15 protein-coding genes are annotated in these 16,728 nt (G+C 60.5%); 2 read left to right on the top strand and 13 right to left on the bottom strand.

All coding sequences use genetic code 11. The annotated features are described in order from the left end of the window. The 13 genes from DMP06_RS07655 to DMP06_RS07595 form a co-directional block, all read right to left on the bottom strand. Positions 1–924 carry an ABC transporter permease gene (locus DMP06_RS07655; RefSeq protein WP_245962430.1) on the bottom strand — a complete coding sequence of 308 codons (924 nt, stop codon included), beginning with the start codon at positions 922–924 and terminating at the stop codon, positions 1–3. A gap of 3 nt (positions 925–927) precedes the next feature. Next, the gene (modA, locus tag DMP06_RS07650; protein ID WP_245962429.1) at positions 928–1,794 is read right to left on the bottom strand and encodes a molybdate ABC transporter substrate-binding protein; all 867 of its coding nucleotides are present in this window, start codon (positions 1,792–1,794) and stop codon (positions 928–930) included. Between the two features lie 282 nt (positions 1,795–2,076). After that, entirely contained in the window at positions 2,077–2,931 is an 855-nt protein-coding gene (gene tatC / locus DMP06_RS07645; RefSeq protein ID WP_123209151.1) for a twin-arginine translocase subunit TatC, read from the bottom strand. Further along, positions 2,931–3,593 (bottom strand): twin-arginine translocase TatA/TatE family subunit, encoded by a 663-nt coding sequence (locus tag DMP06_RS07640; RefSeq protein ID WP_123209150.1) that lies wholly within the window; start codon positions 3,591–3,593, stop codon positions 2,931–2,933. Before DMP06_RS07640 ends, tatC begins: the two co-directional genes overlap by 1 nt. A gap of 538 nt (positions 3,594–4,131) precedes the next feature. Then, a complete protein-coding gene (locus DMP06_RS07635; protein ID WP_123209149.1) occupies positions 4,132–4,470 on the bottom strand; it encodes a P-II family nitrogen regulator in 339 nt (112 codons plus the stop codon). A 199-nt stretch (positions 4,471–4,669) separates the two neighbouring features. Continuing rightward, complete coding sequence (locus DMP06_RS07630) at positions 4,670–5,941, bottom strand: ammonium transporter (RefSeq protein ID WP_123209148.1); 1,272 nt, start codon at positions 5,939–5,941, stop codon at positions 4,670–4,672. An 863-nt stretch (positions 5,942–6,804) separates the two neighbouring features. After that, positions 6,805–7,476 carry a winged helix-turn-helix transcriptional regulator gene (locus tag DMP06_RS07625; protein WP_123209147.1) on the bottom strand — a complete coding sequence of 224 codons (672 nt, stop codon included), beginning with the start codon at positions 7,474–7,476 and terminating at the stop codon, positions 6,805–6,807. Positions 7,477–7,494: 18 nt separating this feature from the next. After that, entirely contained in the window at positions 7,495–8,826 is a 1,332-nt protein-coding gene (glnA, locus tag DMP06_RS07620; RefSeq protein ID WP_123209146.1) for a type I glutamate--ammonia ligase, read from the bottom strand. A gap of 90 nt (positions 8,827–8,916) precedes the next feature. Further along, positions 8,917–9,651 carry a type 1 glutamine amidotransferase gene (locus DMP06_RS07615; RefSeq protein WP_123209145.1) on the bottom strand — a complete coding sequence of 245 codons (735 nt, stop codon included), beginning with the start codon at positions 9,649–9,651 and terminating at the stop codon, positions 8,917–8,919. A gap of 1 nt (position 9,652) precedes the next feature. After that, positions 9,653–11,227 (bottom strand): Mur ligase family protein, encoded by a 1,575-nt coding sequence (locus DMP06_RS07610; RefSeq protein WP_123209185.1) that lies wholly within the window; start codon positions 11,225–11,227, stop codon positions 9,653–9,655. A 205-nt stretch (positions 11,228–11,432) separates the two neighbouring features. Next, the gene (locus DMP06_RS07605) at positions 11,433–11,867 is read right to left on the bottom strand and encodes a hypothetical protein (RefSeq protein WP_148042511.1); all 435 of its coding nucleotides are present in this window, start codon (positions 11,865–11,867) and stop codon (positions 11,433–11,435) included. Positions 11,868–11,899: 32 nt separating this feature from the next. Further along, positions 11,900–13,231, bottom strand: a complete 1,332-nt coding sequence (locus DMP06_RS07600; RefSeq protein ID WP_161957862.1) for an AAA family ATPase — start codon at positions 13,229–13,231, stop codon at positions 11,900–11,902. Further along, complete coding sequence (locus tag DMP06_RS07595) at positions 13,218–14,273, bottom strand: hypothetical protein (protein ID WP_123209142.1); 1,056 nt, start codon at positions 14,271–14,273, stop codon at positions 13,218–13,220. Before DMP06_RS07595 ends, DMP06_RS07600 begins: the two co-directional genes overlap by 14 nt. A 353-nt stretch (positions 14,274–14,626) precedes the next feature. Between DMP06_RS07595 and DMP06_RS07590 the strand changes: the two genes are divergently transcribed. Then, positions 14,627–15,352 carry a restriction endonuclease subunit S domain-containing protein gene (locus DMP06_RS07590; protein WP_123209141.1) on the top strand — a complete coding sequence of 242 codons (726 nt, stop codon included), beginning with the start codon at positions 14,627–14,629 and terminating at the stop codon, positions 15,350–15,352. After that, positions 15,345–16,658 carry a hypothetical protein gene (locus DMP06_RS07585; RefSeq protein WP_123209140.1) on the top strand — a complete coding sequence of 438 codons (1,314 nt, stop codon included), beginning with the start codon at positions 15,345–15,347 and terminating at the stop codon, positions 16,656–16,658. Before DMP06_RS07590 ends, DMP06_RS07585 begins: the two co-directional genes overlap by 8 nt. Positions 16,659–16,728 lie beyond the last annotated feature (70 nt).

The following is a 16,728-nucleotide window of genomic DNA, read 5'->3' as shown; positions in this document are numbered from 1 at the left end:
TCAGCCCTCCATCGAGCTGCGCCCCGTCCGAGCGAAGCGCCCCTTGCGCCTTTTGCCGCCGTCCACACGCGAAACGCCAGCCGGCCGGTTGAGCACGTTGGCAACCACCAGCGTCGCGGCAGAAAGAATAAGCATGATCATGGCGGTGGCCATAGCGGTTTCGTTATTGCCGGTCGATATGCTCAGATAGATACTTCCGGGAAGCGTCTCGGTCTTCATGCGCGTGACGCCTACAAGCATGAGGGTCGCGCCGAATTCACCCATGCCGCGAGCCCATGTGAGCACGAGCGTGCTGATGAGCGCGTTGCGACATTGGGGCAGGATTATAGTGCGAAACACGTCGCCCGACGAAGCACCCAGCGTTTTAGCCACGAACTCCATCCTGGGATCGATGTCGGCGAAAGCAGTGCGCACCATGCGGATGGCAAACGGCAGATTGACGATAAGCTGCGCGAAAACGATGCCCGTCGGCTCGAACACCACCGCAAATCCCACCTCACGCAGCGCTTTTCCGATAGGAGATGAAAAGATAAGAAGCAACGCAAAGCCCAAGAGGATATATGGCAACGATAGCGTGAGCTCCATCAGAACCTCCGCAACGCGTTTGAACGGCATCGCGGTTCGCGACAGAGCATATGCAGTAGGCAAAGCAAGCGCAACGCATATCACCGTAGATATACTCGATGTGACAACGCTCATTCGCAGCGAGAACAACACCTCGTCAGACGAAATGGCCTCGCCGAAATGGGCAACGCCGCCCGCCACAATGGCAAGAATGGCGCTTCCGATGAAAAGAAGCACCACACCCGCAACAAGAATTGCACAGACGGAGAACGCGTCATATTCCGCTCTGCGCCGAAGCGCGCAGCGCCGGCGGGACGCTTCGCGCATGCCGCCGGCACTATCATGCGAGATGAGGCTCATTGACTACTGAACCCGCTCGTAGCCGTATTTCGCCCAGATGTCCCAAGCGGTGTCGGTCTGCAGAAAATCGCTGAATGTCTGCACAGCCGCGGAGTCGGAAGCGCAAGTCAGCGTTGCAGAAGGAATCGTCTTCACGAAAGCATCAAGATCGGTGGTCTCCACAATGGAAACGCCATCGCCCGTAACGTTCTCTTTCCACACGATACCTGCATCGCCTTCGCCGTTGGCAAGTGCGGTGGAAATCTGCGGAGCCGTGGTGGTCGTGGTGATAACGCCGGCATCCATAAGCTGATCCCAGAGGTTCAGCTTGGTCAAAGCGCTCTGGGCAATTTTGCCGATGGGTGTCGCCTCGGGGTCTCCCGTCAGAACGCGATCAGCGTTCGCAAGGTCGGCAAGCCCGGTGATGTTTTTGGGATTGTCGGCAGGAACTGCAAGAACCGGAATGTGCTTAACCAGATCAGTCTGCTGAGCAACGTAATCCTGAACCGGTTTCAGCTCTTCTGCCGATCCGGCAATGAAGAAATCGCCCTGCTCGGTGGTAGAAATCTGCGTTTGAATTTGCGCGGCATTCGCGTACGTCACGTTCATCGTGCAGCCCGTCTCCTGCTGAAAGGCGTCGGCGATTTCCTGGAAGGGTTCGGTCATGCCAGCCCCGCAGTAAATATTGAGCGTCTCGCCCTCAAGTGAAGATGTCGATTCCGTTTCCTGGGCGCTTTCCTGGCCACCCTGGGCTTGTTCCTCCTGCACCGACTGGGATGAGCATCCGGCAAGTACAAGGCCCAGCGCACAAGCTAAAGCGCCGGCCGCAACCATCGTGAAAAGACGCCCCCAGCGCGATTTCAGACTGGTTTTTTCAGACTGATTCCTCATGTTCCCTCCTTACGACATTTCCATGAGTGCACTTATTATATCTGCATAAGAATATTTCTGCGATAGATAATATTTACATTTGAGTCTATTTTTGTTTAAGAATAATTAGAGATGCGCCTGCCGGAAACCCGGAAGATGGTGCGAGGAATCGAAAACCGCGAGCAGCACAGGAGCTGAATCGCCAAATCCAACGCAGGAATCTAAATACAAAAAAGCGCCCGACGCAAGTCGGACGCTTTGCTTTTCAGCCAAGAAGCCTCTATGGTGCGATTGCCAACCAGGCTATTCGTCATCGCTATCGAGACGCTTGCGAATTTTGTCTTTCGTGGCGGACCACTCCTCCTGCCACTCGGCCTCTTCGCGAGCCTCGCGCTCCGCCTCTTCCTTCTGCTGCTTCACGCGCTTGCCCAGTACCAGGCGAGCAATCAAGAGGCTGGCCTCATACAGCACCACCATAGCAGCGAACATCAGCAGCATGGTGATCGGCGAAGCGTCCAGCGTGACCATAGCGGAAATGACCATGAGCACGATGTACACGGTGCGCCAAGATTCGCGCAGCTTGGCATACGGAATGATCTCGAAGATGACCAGATAGAACACAATCAGCGGCAGCTCGAACGCAAAGCCGAAGGCGATCTCGAAGTTGATGAACACGTCGATCCACGCCTTGGCGTCGGGGAACACCTGGGCAAAGCCAGCGCCCTGCTCGGTGAGCCACTGAACCGCAGGGTTCAGGATGAACAGGTAGCAGAACACGGTGCCCGCAATGAACAGCGTCACGCCCGCGGCAAACGTGGGGATGAACCACTTGCGCTCGTTGGGCTTGAGGGCAGGCAGGAAAAACGCCAGGACCTGCCACAGAATGATGGGAGCAGTGGCGACGACGGCCGACCACAGCGCCACCTTGAAGCGCACCGTGAAGAAGCCGAACACGTCGAAGATGTTCAGCGCGATGAGGCCCGCGTCATCGTGGGGCAGGTACTCCGCCGCAGGCTGCAGCAAGAACTGGATGATGGTAGGCGTAGCGGGATAGAAAACGCACATGGCGATGAACAGCGCCGCCACGATGCGCACCAAGCGCATACGGAGTTCGCCCAGATGGTCGAACAAAGGCATACGTGCCGGACCGATAGGCATTAGTTCTCCTCCTTCTGGGCAGTGGCGGACGCATCCGCGGAGGTCTCGGATTCAGCAGAAGCCGCGGGGGGCTCGGCAGACGAGGCGGCATCGGCCTTCTTCGCAGCCTTCTTCACGGGCTTTTTGGCGCCCAGAAGCTCATCGGCAAGATCGCGCTCGGCGGCCTGCTTGGCTTCTTCCTCGGCGGCGACCTTGGCGGTGGCTTCCTTGCGGGCCTCCATCACCTTTTCGTGCACCTTGGTAGGCGAAGGCTTGGCGGCAGCAGTCCCAGCGGCACCAGCAGCAGCGGCGGCAGCTTCCTTCTCCTTTTCTGCCGTAGCGGCAGCACGCGCCTCTTTGGCAGCCTCGTTAGCAGCCTCGCGCTTCTTTTTGTCCTGACGCTCTTTATCGTACTTGGCCTTGCGAGCGGCGAAGGATTCCTTCTTCTCCACCTTCTGCTTGTTTTCCTTGTCGATGGCGTCGAGCGGGTTTTTCACCGGATCTTTGCTCAGCGGGTCGTAAATCTCGGTTTTGACGACCTTGTTCATCTCGTCCTGCGCGCTGCGGAACTTCTGCACGGCCGCTCCAATGGTCTTGGCAAGCTGTGGCAGCTTATCAGGGCCAAAGATGAGAAAGCCAAAGAGCAGGATGAGGAAAAGTTCGAATCCACCTATACCGAACACGTTCTACCTCTCACGTCATACTGCGGTTTGCGGTTTGCGCAACGCTAGCGGGCGCACTACGCCCCTAGCGAATAACTGCGCTATCTTACCACAGCGTTTCGCGGTGGGGCTCCCCAATTACGCACCGTTACGCATCGCCCGCAATTCCGCGCATACGTGCCCCGCATATATAAAGTCAGCGAGAGCCCGTATCGACTGCCCGGCCAGGATTCCCCACGCGACAGAGCATCCCCCGCCCGAAGCGGGCGCTCCTGCGTGATAAATCATCCCGCCCAAAGCAGGCGCTCCTACGCGACAGGGCATCCCCGCCCGAAGCAGGCGCTCCTACGCAACACAGCCCTTCCATGAGCTGGTCGAATCGACGATCGAGCACGTGATAAGACACGTAACCCCCTGAAAATCGGGGTTTCAGGGGGTCGCGAAGTATATAGGATTATGTACAGCGCTGACCAGGCCTTATTCAACCCAAAAGGCGTGGCTGCTTTACATCTTGGACTAAACTCTCGAAAGCCTTGCCGCAAAGCATCGGCTCAAAGCCCTACAGCGCCTTCACGCCACGCTCGCCGGTGCGAATGCGGATGCATTCCTCGATGGGCGAAACGAAAATCTTGCCATCGCCCACTTCGCCGGTACGCGCGGTGCGGCAGATGAGGTCTACCACCTCGTCCACTTTGGCATCCTCCACCACCATCTCAATCTTCACCTTTGGCAGCATGTTCACGATGACCTCGCTGCCTCGGTAGTATTCCTTCCAGCCATGGCTGTTTCCGCAGCCTTGCACCTGTGAGAGCGTCATGCCCTTCATGCCCTGCCCGAGAAGCGCCTCCTTGAGCGCTTCGAGCTTGGCGGGGCGAATGATTGCTTCGATCTTTTTCATGGTGCATCTCCTAGTCTCTTCAAAAGGCGATTTGCTTCGCATGCGCCAAGTCCTTAGGCGCCGGGGAGCAGCAACCGCTTTTCCTACGATTGAGCCGCGCACCCAGCACCCAAGAACGCCGGGCTGCGGACGACCTGCGCAAAGCATCGCGCCTCGCGCCCTGCCCCATATGTCCGCAGCCTCTTACAGCGCATGAACGTTAATCCAAGCCGTTGAACGCCGGGTAAGCGCTTTCGCCATGCTGACGGGCGTCCAGACCCTCGGCCTCTTCATCGACGGACACGCGCAGACCGCCGAACAGGGCCTTAATGACAAGTCCGATAATCGCGGATGCCACGGCAACGAACACGACCGTCACCAGGATGCCTTCGACCTGGGCCAGAAGCAGCGTGGGGTCGCCCGTGTACAGCAGGCCGCCGAAATCGGTCCACGACAGCTCGGGCACGCAGAACACGCCCGTGAGAACGCCGCCTACGATACCGCCCACGCAGTGGCATCCGAATGCGTCGAGAGCATCGTCATAGCCGAGGCGCGGCTTGAGAAACGCGATGGCCGCATAGCAAATAGGCGACACGATAAGGCCCATGACCACAGCAGCCCACACGTCCACGAAGCCAGCGGCAGGCGTGATGACCACAAGGCCGGCAACGATACCCGTGCAAGCACCCACGAGCGTCGCCTTGCCGGTGCGCACGCGCTCCACCAGCATCCAGGAAAGCATGGCGGCAGCGGGAGCGGCCATGGTGTTGAGGAACGCAAGTGCGGCGATGCCATCGGCAGCGAACGCCGATCCGCCGTTGAAGCCGAACCATCCGAACCACAGAAGACCCGCACCCAGAACCACGAAAGGAACGTTATGCGGACGGTAGGACATAAGACCGAACCCGCGACGCTTGCCCAGAAGCAGGCAGAGCACCAAACCGGTGAGGCCGGAGGAGATATGAACCACGTCGCCGCCAGCAAAGTCGAGTGCGCCGATCATATCGCCAATCAGGCTGCCGTCGCCGCCCCAAACCATATGGGCAAGCGGCGCATATACCACCAAGCACCAAACGGCAATAAACGCCATCAGCGCACCGAACTTCATACGGCCCGCCACAGCGCCCGTAACGATGGCCGCCGTGATCATGGCGAACGCCATTTGGAACGCCACATCGACGATAGCCGGATAGGTGTCGTGCGAAATTGCCGTTTCCGCCTCGCTCAGGAGGTTGCTCAAAATGCCCTGACAAAACAGCTGGTCAAAACCACCTAGAACCGGAATCGACCCATCGCCGCCGTATGCAAGCGACCACCCTGCAACCACCCAAAGCACGCCGACGACACCCAGGATGCCTATCGACATGATCATCGTGTTGACCACGTTCTTGCGCCGCGTAAGGCCGCCGTAGAAAAATGCCAATGCTGGCGTCATGAGGAACACCAGCATTGCGCATACCATCATGAAGCCCGTCGTACCCGAATCGAACATTGTCGCCCCTTTCTTCTGCGCCGCAGGTGGCAAGCCGGCGGCGTATCTTTTCATTGCGTAGGAGCGTAGGACTAGTGTTGCAACGCATTGAATTATGAGGGGAACGGGGTCGGCGAACCGCAGGAATCGCTCCAGTTAACTAAAGTGATTCAGACATGAAATATGGAGGAAACGCAAGGTTACCCAGATGAAACGTGGAACCTTGAGCCTGCGACATGGGACACGGCAACAGCGTCGTAAGAAAACACACCTTGGGGCTCAGCGACGCTACCGCAAAAGGGTCTTGGGGGCGCGACGACACTATCGCAGGAAGGGGTTTGGGGGGCACAACGACGCTACCGCAGGAAGGATTTTGGGAACAACGGCAACGACGCTGGAAACGTCTCGGGGGGGGGCGCGGCTTGGGCCATCCGGTCACGAACGAACACCCGAACAGGACAGAAGCGAAAGCCTATGGCCCCGAATAGGGCGAGAATCTGGCGTGCGAATGAAAAAGAACCCGATTTGCTGCAGTTTTCACCTGGTTCGCGAAATAGGGTGAAAGCGAGTACCACTCTGAACAGGCATTATACAGAAGGACCCGACGGGTATACTCGCCGAGTCCTTCTAAAACTGCAGCAAATCGCCATTCGTTGCATTCGCCAAGGCGGTACGGGCGCGCGATAGCGTGAAACGAGCGTACGCCAACGCGATCCGGCTGCGCGCCAGAGTGAAACGAGCACGCGCCGACACGGTGCAGGCGTGCGCCAACGTGATGCAGGGCGCTTGCCAGCCTAGTGCGGGGTACTCGCCAGCACGGTGCGGCATTTCTCAACGTGCGCAACGGATTCGCAGCGCGGTACGGACGCGGGCCAACGCAGGATTTAGTTCACCCAGAGGTATCCTGCGCCGCGCACGGTTTCCAGATGCTGCGCCATCTCGGGGCCCAGCTTGGCACGCAGGCGTCGCACGTGAACATCAACCGTGCGGCTGCCGCCATAATAGTCGAAGCCCCACACCTGCGACAGCAGCACCTCGCGCGAGTAAATGCGCCCGGGGTGCGTGGCCAAAAACGACAGCAGCGCGTATTCCATAAACGTAAGGTCAATGGGCTCACCCGCAACTTTTACCTGGTAGGTAGCAAGGTTGATGGTCATCGAACCCACGTGCACGAAATCGGCGTCGGCCGTGGCCTCGCCCGGCCACAGAAGCCTGCGGCAACGCAGCTTCATCTCTTCATCCGATGCCCCTGACGACGCAAAATCCAGCGCTACCTGCATAGGAAGGCGCAGGGTTTCGATGTCGCCCTCGTCCACCACCAAAAACAGCGCCGCCTGCCCGCCCGTAAGCGCCTGCGCAAGGCGTGCGATATCGCACGACCCGTCGGTGTCGTCCACAACCAAAAGATCGGCATCCAGATTGCGGCCCATGGAAATCACCTGGCTAATAGGCGCCTTGAGCACGCGCACCTCGGCATCCATCGAGGCGAACAGCGTGGCAGCATGCTCGGGCGTCACCGTTCGTCCGCAAGAAACTAAGATGGTCTTCGAATGCATGGTTTCGCCTCCTTCCTGCTACAGCGTCGCCAGATAGCGATCGATTTCCCATTGCGTCACATGTGCGCGGTACTGCTCCCACTCGGCACGCTTGTTTTCCACGAGCCACGCATGAGCAGCCTCGCCCAGTACCTCGCGCATGAAATCCGACTTCTCGAACGCGTCCACGGCGCGCGAGAGGTCGGTGGGCAGCGCGGCGATTCCCAGCTCCTCGCGCTGCGCGGTGGAAAGCTCGAACGCGTTTTCCGTGAGCGGCGCCGGCAGCTGGAGGTTCTCCTCGATACCGCGCAGACCGGCGGCGATGAGAGCCGAAAGCGCCAGGTAGGGGTTCGCAGCCGAATCGACGCTGCGCACAGCCACGCGCGTGGAGTTGCCCTTGGCGGGCTTGTAACGCGGCACGCGCACCATGGCCGAGCGGTTGGAATTGCCCCAGCAGATATGCGTAGGACAGCAGAAGCCCGACACGATGCGCTTGTAGGAATTCACGTACTGGTTGGTGACCAGGGAATACTCCGGAGCATACTTCAAAAGGCCGGCGATATAGCGCTTTGCCACCGACGAAAGGCCAAAGCCCTCGGGGTCGTCGGCGTCGAAGAAGGCGTTGCCGGTGCCGTCGAACAGCGACATATGCATATGCATGCCGCTACCCTGCTCATGTTCGAGCGGCTTGGGCATGAACGTGGCATACAGGCCGCGCTCGCATGCCGTTTCCTTGATTACCAGACGCGAGGTCATCACGGCGTCCGCCGCGGCAAGGGCATCGCTATAGCGCAGGTCGATTTCCTGCTGCGCAGGCGCCGATTCGTGGTGCGAATACTCGACGGGGATGCCCATCTGTTCAAGGGTGAGCACGGTGTCGCGGCGCAGATCGGCAGCGTTGTCGAGCGGGGCAAGGTCGAAGTAGCCGCCTCGGTCGATGGGCTCGGGCGCCTCGTCGCTCTTGAAGCAGAAGTATTCGATGGCAGTGCCCACATTGACCGAATAGCCCATGTCGGAAGCCTTATCCAGCACGCGCATGAGGATCTGACGAGAATCGCCCGCCGCAGGGGCGCCGTCGGGCGTGCGGATATCGCAGAACATACGCGCCACGCCATTGTTGGCGGGACGCCACGGAAGCATCTGGAAGGTGGAGGGGTCGGGATGCGCCAGCATGTCGCTTTCCTGCAGCGGAGCCAGGCCGTTTACGCTCGCACCATCAAAACCCACACCCTCTTCGAAGGCGGATTCCACATCGGAGGGCGTAATGGCGACGTTTTTCAGGCCGCCCAGAAGATCGGTGAACCACAGGCGAAGAAAACGGATGTCACGCTCTTCGATCTGCTTGATGACGTATGCCTTCGTATCGATCATTGTTCCTCCAACATGCCGGCAGCACTTTATCCGGCTATAGTATCACCTGACGTGAGGTCGTCCGTTTCAGACGCGTTAAGTATCGCCGTCTTATGCCACTCCCAAGCGACGAGCCATGACCTGGTTGGCGGCAAGCTCCTCGGCGTCGTCGAGCGGCTCGAGCCCGATCGCATCGCCGCGGCGCTCGTAGGCGCGCGCAATAAGCCAGTCGGCCACCTGGGGGTTCTTAGGCAGAAGCGGTCCGTGCAGATAGGTGCCGATCAGGTTGCCCTGGTGCACGCCCTCGAAGCCGTCTTGACCGTTGTTGCCGAACGTCTTGCCCAGCACGCGGCCGAGCGGATTCACGCCCGAGCCCAATGTGGTGCGTCCGCCGTGATTCTCGAACCCCACGATCGGCATGTCGCAGATATCGCTTTGGATGACAGCGTTGCCGATCAGGCGCCCTTCGCCGCGCACCGTTTCCATGTCGATGATGCCCAGGCCCTCTACCACCACGTCGTCCATCGCATAGCTGTGCCCCAGGAACTGATAGCCGCCGCACACGGCCAGAAGCGCGCCGCCGTCGGCCACGTAGGCCGAAAGCTCGGACTTGCGTTCCATCATGGCGTCTTTCACGATCATCTGCTCGCGGTCGGCCCCGCCGCCGATGAACACGATGTCGGCACGGGAGAAATCCATCGCGTCGCCCATGCCCACTTCCTGCACTTCCACAGGCAGGCCGCGCCATTCTAGGCGGCGACGTAGGCAGATCACGTTGCCGCCATCGCCATACAGGTTCAAAAGTTCGGGAAACAGATGCACGATTGTCAGAGGCTTTACCGTCATATTAGTTCCCCTCTTTGGATACTTGGTTTCCTTTAGAAACTTCATTTATATTTGAGTCTTGCACTATATTTTGCGCTTTATCGCTTTGAGAATCTTGAATGGAATTCGAAACTTGCTCACTCCAGGGAACATTTCCTGTAGATTCCCATTCAGCATGCAGCTTTTCAAGCTCGCGACGCACTTCGGGCAACGCCGTGTAGTTGGCAATGATGTAAGCGCGTCCATCCTCGGCGCAGGTCGCTTCCATAACCTGAGCGACGTTATCCACAATCTGGGCCTTGATGCCGGCATACTTCAAGCGCACCTGCATGTCGTTCGCGCGGCTGCCGCCCACGAACGCCTTGAGGCCTTCGATATGCGCCCAGTTCTCGAAGTCGATGTCCCAGAACCACGAGACATCGTGCCCGTCGGGGTCGTTGTCGTTGACGAACAAGGCCAGTACGCGTCCCTGCTCCTGCAGCACGATGCGGATGTTCTGGTTGAAGCCGGTGGGGTTTTTGGCCAGATTGGTCATCACGCTGCGCTCGCCGAAGTCGAACACCTGCAAGCGTCCGTTCGTGGGTCGGTACGCCAATACACCCTTTTGGAAACCATCGTATTCCACCAGGAAGGACATCTTGGATGCCGCATAAGCCGCCAGCACGTTGTACACCATGTACACGCCCGTTTGCCCCGTGCGCACCTCGTGCCCATCAATGTCGAACACGAAGCCTTCGGCGGTCGCGCGCACGTTCTCGGCGGCGAACTTCAGCTCGGGCCTGCCCCATCCGCACTCCTTGCAGCGGTATGCGCCCAGCTTGTCATAGTGCACGTATTCGTATTCCAGCACGCCGCCGCACTTCTGGCAGAAGCGGCTGTCGCTCACGCGGTCGGCGGAAAGCCCCAGGTCGCCCTTGATGCCGAACGCAAACGACCTGTTGGACACGCGGTCGGCGATGGCCGCGCACAAGGGGTCGTCGCCGTTGTAGATAAAGATGGTTTCGGGTGTCTTGAGCAGAGCCTCAGCGATCACATCCTGGATGCGGTCGATCTCGCCGAAGCGATCCAGCTGATCGCGGAACAGATTGAGCAGCATGAAATAGCGCGGCTTCACGCGCGGCAGCACGAACTTGGTGTAGAGCTCATCGCACTCGAAGCACGCGATGGGGATGGCAGACCCCGACACCGCCGCAGAGCCCCGCGTTGCGTCTGTTTCTTGATGCGCGCTCGACGAACCCCCTACCGCATGAGATACGCCCGACGATACGCTTGCCGTCTGCGCCTTCCCGGCCTCAGGGCCCGCCAAAAGCGCCGTGACCACGCCGGACTGCAGATTGTTGCCTTCGCGGTTGCACACCAGCCGCCTGCCCGATGTGGCCAGGCAATCGGCGATGAGGTTGGTAGTGGTGGTTTTGCCGTTCGTGCCGCTGACCACGATTATCGGATCAACGCTTTTCGCCAAATCGACCAGCACCAAAGGGTCGATTTTGAGCGCGATCGCGCCGGGGATGTTACCCGCCGTGCGATGCATGAACGTCTCGCCGCCCCAACGAGCGGCACGGCCCGTGAACGCCGCAATCTTCGCACGAATTCCCATGCTCCACCTCGTAGATTCCTGCATTGCATATCGCAGCACGGACGATCCCGGCTGCGCATTGTTTCCAAATATTGCATCATACACGACAAAGCCCCGCGCCATTCTAGAAGACGTGGGGCTTCAACAAACAGGCAGCCAATTACCACCGGCAAGCAAGCGGACCGCTCAACCAGGCAATCGAGCAGGAAGGGCCTTCGCAAAAGCGCTACGAGTCGCGCCGGCCCTCTGGCGCCGCGATGCCGCCTGCGGGCCCTCGATAGCTACACGTGCCGTTCGTGCACATAAGCCAACGCGTTGCGCAAGCGCTCTGGAGGGCGCCGCGAGCAAACGACCGATTCGCCTCGACGGCTTCTTCCTCGCTCTCAACCGGCAGCCAGTCATCCATGCAGTCATCCTCGCGGCCAAAGCCGTGGCGCTCGTCATGCTGATGGATGAGCAACGCGCCACACCTACGGCATCGCACGAGCTCGCGATAGCCCTCGTCCCACTCGTAGTTCCAATGCAGAATCGAGCCGTCCTCCGACCTTGTGCACTCGCCGAAGCGGGCAACCACCTCAAAGTCAAGCGCTCGATACGCCATATTGGGGTCGCGCATGTCGAATGCGCAGCACAGGCGCGCATGCTCGCCGAATCGCTCCATCTGCTCCTCCTCACATATCACGCACCCCAGATTCACGCTGCCGGCGCGCAAAAGCCCACGCGCACCTTCGATGTCCCGCGCACGCAAGCGGCAATGTCGTCGTCGGCAAACACCGCCTCCACCACCTCCGCGGTAATCGCGGACGGCAGGCCATCAACCGCGATGCGCATCTCGCACCGTTCGAATACCGTGCGTGCGAATCGGGCGTTGCCGAACTCCTCGCCCGCATGCGCCGCGGCCTTGTCCAGGGCGGCCTCAAGCGCTTCGCACGCGCCATCGCGCACATCCAGCCCCTCGGCGTGCGCCAGCCGGCACACCACCTGAGCAAGCTCCGCGCCCGAATAATTGGGGAAGTCCAGGTAAAAACCGATGCGGCTGCGCAAGCCTGGATTTACCGAAATCATATCATCCATGGGCTTGGTGTACCCGCTCAAAATCACCACCACATCGGCGCGCTCATCTTCCATGCCTTTCACCAGGGCCGAAAGCGCCTCTTTGCCAAAATCGCGCGGCGATCCGTCCGATGAAGCCAGCTGATACGCCTCGTCGATGTACAGCACGCCGCCTCGAGCGCGCTTCAGGACCGAGCGGACCTTAGGCGCCGTATGGCCCACGTATTCGCCCACAAGGTCAGCACGGTCCACCTCCACGAAGCAGTCGGGCTTGCGCAGCGCCCCCGCTTCGGACAGCATGCGCGCGTAGATGCGGGCCGCCGTGGTTTTGCCCGTTCCCGGAGCGCCACGGAAGCACGCGTGCAGCATGGGAGGAGTCGCCTCGGGGCGCGACGCCTTGACGGCCGCAAACTTCGCCATGTCACGCAAGCGGCGCTTCACATCTTCCATGCCCACCAAATCATCCAGCAGGCTTGCAGCGCTGCGGGGCGCGGGCGCCCCGTCTTGAAGCGGGCGACGTTCGATGGGCTTCGCGGCTCGCGACAAGGGACCGGCGAGCAGATTCGCCAGCGCCAAATCGTCGCGATTGGCAAGGCTCGGCTCGATGCCGCGCAGACCGCGCACGCACCCGAACGCCTGCTCAAGATGTTCCTGCAGCGCAGCAACCCGCACCCCTCCCCGCGTTGTGAATTCTGGAAATCCCACCTTCACCTCGCCGGCAACGGAAACGGCGATGCCGTCCTCGCATTCCTCGAACCACCGGCACGCCAAGCGCAGCTGCCGAAGATCGTTGAGCACACGCACCATGCTGGCCACGGCTTCAAGGTCGTCCTCCTCGGGCACCACAGCCTCGAAGGCGAAGAGCCCCCGGATGCGGGGCTCATCGGTCGCCTCCTCAGAACGCTCTTCGGCTGCCGCATTTCGAGCCAAACGCGACCTGCGCGTTTCAAGCGTATTCTCATCGGCTGCCATCGAAGTGCGCCTCCCCTTGTGCCTCATGGCCTTCAAGCAGCGCCTCCTCTTCGGCGGCAACCTGCGCGTCCCATTGCTCGTTCTGGACTTTCATATCTGCCTTCCACTGCGCATAGCGAGCCTTGCCTGCCTCGTGGAGCGTGACGCCGCCTATGCCAAACCGCACGTCATGGGCGTAATCGTCGAAGCAATAGCTTGCATGCGCTAGAGGGGCGTACAAGCACGCGCCCCGTGCGTCCGACGGCGCCTCGGCGCCGAGGGAGGCGGCGCCCGACACCTCGTCGGCATCCAGGGCGGCGACGTTCAACGGCTCCGCAGCACCCGAGTCTACAGCGCCCGCCGGACGACCGCCGCGGCGCACGATGGCGGGGTTGACCAGGCATGACACCCCTGCGATTACGCGCGGGTTCGCAACCAGGTCAACAAGGAAGGCGGCCGCCTCGTCCATCATCTGCGCGGCACGCTCCTCATCGGCCAACTGAAAGCGAGGGAAGTTGCCCGCGACGCGCACGACGTTGCGAGCCGCTCTCGCGTTTTCCGACAGCAAGCACTCGCGGTTAAACCTCATGATTGCCACGGGCGTTTCCGGCTTACGAGTGGCATCGAGCACGAACGCGACGTACGGCAACGTGCGTGCCCTCCATCCATCCACCGGCATGGCAGGCATCTCCATAACGGCGGCCACGATATTGTGCTGGGCGAGGTCATCCCACGCCGCTTGCGCCTCGGCAGAAGCCGTCAGCGCCCCCGGCACCGTCACCAGTGCCATGCCATCGGGAGCAAGCCCGTGTGCCGTTGAAAGCAACGCGCGAGCCGCCTCTTCCGCCGAAGTGTCATGGGCGTCGCGCACAACCACCGAACGGCCCTTGGATGCGCACGCTTCACTGAGCCGCTGGGCAAACGCCTCAATCAGCCTGCATGACGACCCGTCGCTCACGGGAAGGTCGTCCCAAAGATTGAACCAGGCATTGCGCTTAGAGCCGCATGCGGCCTTGGACTCGTTTTCCGCCCCATATCCCTGCGTCAGTTTGCTCTCGTCCATTTGATACGCTCCTTTACTGAACAATTTCAATTGTACTCTTTATGACTCAATCATATACGGTCCTTTCATTTTGTCAAGTACAATCTTTCTTGTGCATTAATTTGAAGTGGATTATGATGAGGACACGCAAGCGGAGCGTCATGTTCGACGGCCCCTTTGATCCGTGCGCGAAGAAATGAGGACGCAAGAACGAAGCGAATCAGCGATACGAGTAAGCAACGGGTGGCATGGGACAAAGCAGCAGCGCGGGAGAAGCAATGGCGAATGGCACGGGAGCTTCAGCGGGCGAATCAGCAAAGCTTTAAGCGGTCAGACCTGCCGAGCCGCGTGAAAGATGCAGAAGGAAAAACGATATGCAGGAAATCAGATTCGGCGAAATAGCGGAGAAGCAAGCGGAGCGCGGCGGCCATGCGCTGATAACGTACGGTAAACCCTTGCGGCGTTACGTGAAGCCCGCAGGCCAGGCAGAAAAGAGCGTTTTCCCACCTGAAAGCCCCGCAGGATCCCAGCCCGAAAATCCCGCCGCTCCGCGACGGGGGCGAAAGCGGCGCGAACGCACATGGCGCGCCATGCCCGTGCTCAATCTCAAGGCGCTCGGCGAGGCGTACGCAGACGCACGGCTTTTCGACATGCCTCTTTTGGATGAAAACGCGCCGCAAGACGGCTTCACGCGCGAGGGCGACGTCATTCTCGCACTCGCTCCCCCGTTCTCATGCGCATGCATAGGCCCTGATGAAACGGGTGCATTCATCCCCAACTCCTGCGCGGTCATACGCATGGATGAGAATACGCGCTCAATGCTCGACCCGTGGTACCTTGCGGGTTTTTTGGCCTTGCCCTCCACGTTGAAGGCCCTGCAGTCGAAACGCGCCGGCGGCTCTTCGGCGCTTCTGACCCTTGACCAGATTCGCGATCTTCCCCTCATCGTGCCTGACATCGCGCACCAGAAGGCGCTCGGAGAGGCGGTGAGGCGGCACGCTCAGGTCAAAATCGCCCTCAGGCGATTCGAGGAATCCGAAATGCAGGCCCTGGCCAGCGCCTACGCCCATACGATTCAAAAGGACGGCGTCCATGAATAGCGCATCCTCCCCGAAAGAATTCGCAGCTGCCGGCCCCTGGTCGAGCACGCCGCGCGCCATCGCTGACATTATGGCATGCGCTGCCGTGGGCGTTCTTGCGGCCCACTGCCCCGCGACCTGCACCGCGACAGCGGTCGCCACCGCTCAAACGAATAGCGCAGCCCCAGACTCCCCGACAGACGGCACGCCCGCCAGCTGCGTCGAGCCCGAAACGATCAGCTCACCGCGCATCGCCATTCCCCTCGCCGACGAATCGCTCGAGGCCGCCGTGCGCGCCATCCCGCAATCCGGCTGCACGCGCCAATCCTCGCCTACGGCTGCCTCCGGTTGCGTGAACCAATCCTCGCCTACGGCTGCCCTCGATCACGCGCCCCAACCCTCATCCGCAATCGCCGCCGACCGCGCATGCAGATTCCCCGTTGTGCTTCTGCAGCGCGACGGCGTGGAAAACGCGATGATGCATATGAGGAAAGCCATGCGCGAAGACGCAGAGAGCGCCCCCTTGGAAGCGCGCGACGCCTCCAATATCGCCCAAGCCCTCAACGCACGCCGAGCCTCCGACGCCACCGCGGCTCGCACATCCCCCCGCGCCTCCGAAATCGCCGACCCCTTCGAAGCGCTTGGCGGCACCAACGCCCCCGAAACTTCCGCATCGCTTCAATTCCCCTACCTCTGGGGCATGCTGAAAGACTCATTGCAAAAGAGAGAAAGCCCCGATAAGGCAGCTTTACGCGTAGCCGAGGCCCTCATGGACCCCGCTTGCGGCGTGGCGGCGCTGCTGCTCTCGGTGCGCATGAGCTACGGCGTAATCGGGAAACAGCTTCGAACGCACCTGCTTGAGCGCAACCTGGTGGACGCAGTGGTCGAAATGGACGCAGAGGCGCTCAAGGCGCACACGTACGGCAACGTACTCTGGCTGCTGCGCACCAACCGCACAGAGGATGAAGGGGTGCTGCTGGCGCAGCTTTCCGGCGACGGCTTTGCCGCGATCGACGGCGAGCCGAAGTTCTACGAATCGCTTGCCGCGCCCGCAACCGCCTCTCCCGCAGACGCGGCCATCCTCGACCTTTGCATCAATCGCAACGAAATTCCCCTCGTGAGCACCCGCATCAATCGCGGGCGCATCCTTGCCGATCGTGAATGCAGCCTGCGTTTCTCTTCCTACGCCGACAGCGTCGACTTGCAAAAAAGCCTCTCGCAAGAAAGCGATGCCTGGCAAGCCGCCCGCTCCGAAATGCAATCCCGCGCCCATGAGCTCGAAGAGCGCATACGGGCGTTTCACGCCGCGCTCGACGCGCTCGCATAGGCGCTGCCGCCACGCACAAAAAAGCGCCGCCCGAAAGGACGGCGCAACCAGCAGTCGATGAAACAATCGG

Origin of the sequence: Slackia equolifaciens, assembly GCF_003725995.1 — a bacterium.
Classification (GTDB): Bacteria; Actinomycetota; Coriobacteriia; order Coriobacteriales; family Eggerthellaceae; genus Slackia; species Slackia equolifaciens.
Note: the sequence above shows the minus strand (reverse complement) of the source record. Positions and strands in the feature narration are given on the sequence as shown.

Bases quoted from the DNA above. Each gene is read 5' to 3' on its own strand.
- DMP06_RS07655 (WP_245962430.1), bottom strand. From the start codon at position 924: ATGAGCCTCATCTCGCATGATAGTGCCGGCGGCATGCGCGAAGCGTCC.
- DMP06_RS07600 (WP_161957862.1), bottom strand. From the start codon at position 13,231: ATGGCAGCCGATGAGAATACGCTTGAAACGCGCAGGTCGCGTTTGGCT.
- modA (WP_245962429.1), bottom strand. From the start codon at position 1,794: ATGAGGAATCAGTCTGAAAAAACCAGTCTGAAATCGCGCTGGGGGCGT.
- DMP06_RS07605 (WP_148042511.1), bottom strand. From the start codon at position 11,867: ATGGAGCGATTCGGCGAGCATGCGCGCCTGTGCTGCGCATTCGACATG.
- glnA (WP_123209146.1), bottom strand. From the start codon at position 8,826: ATGATCGATACGAAGGCATACGTCATCAAGCAGATCGAAGAGCGTGAC.
- tatC (WP_123209151.1), bottom strand. From the start codon at position 2,931: ATGCCTATCGGTCCGGCACGTATGCCTTTGTTCGACCATCTGGGCGAA.
- DMP06_RS07590 (WP_123209141.1), top strand. From the start codon at position 14,627: ATGCAGGAAATCAGATTCGGCGAAATAGCGGAGAAGCAAGCGGAGCGC.
- DMP06_RS07635 (WP_123209149.1), bottom strand. From the start codon at position 4,470: ATGAAAAAGATCGAAGCAATCATTCGCCCCGCCAAGCTCGAAGCGCTC.
- DMP06_RS07585 (WP_123209140.1), top strand. From the start codon at position 15,345: ATGAATAGCGCATCCTCCCCGAAAGAATTCGCAGCTGCCGGCCCCTGG.
- DMP06_RS07595 (WP_123209142.1), bottom strand. From the start codon at position 14,273: ATGGACGAGAGCAAACTGACGCAGGGATATGGGGCGGAAAACGAGTCC.
- DMP06_RS07630 (WP_123209148.1), bottom strand. From the start codon at position 5,941: ATGTTCGATTCGGGTACGACGGGCTTCATGATGGTATGCGCAATGCTG.
- DMP06_RS07615 (WP_123209145.1), bottom strand. From the start codon at position 9,651: ATGACGGTAAAGCCTCTGACAATCGTGCATCTGTTTCCCGAACTTTTG.
- DMP06_RS07610 (WP_123209185.1), bottom strand. From the start codon at position 11,227: ATGGGAATTCGTGCGAAGATTGCGGCGTTCACGGGCCGTGCCGCTCGT.
- DMP06_RS07625 (WP_123209147.1), bottom strand. From the start codon at position 7,476: ATGCATTCGAAGACCATCTTAGTTTCTTGCGGACGAACGGTGACGCCC.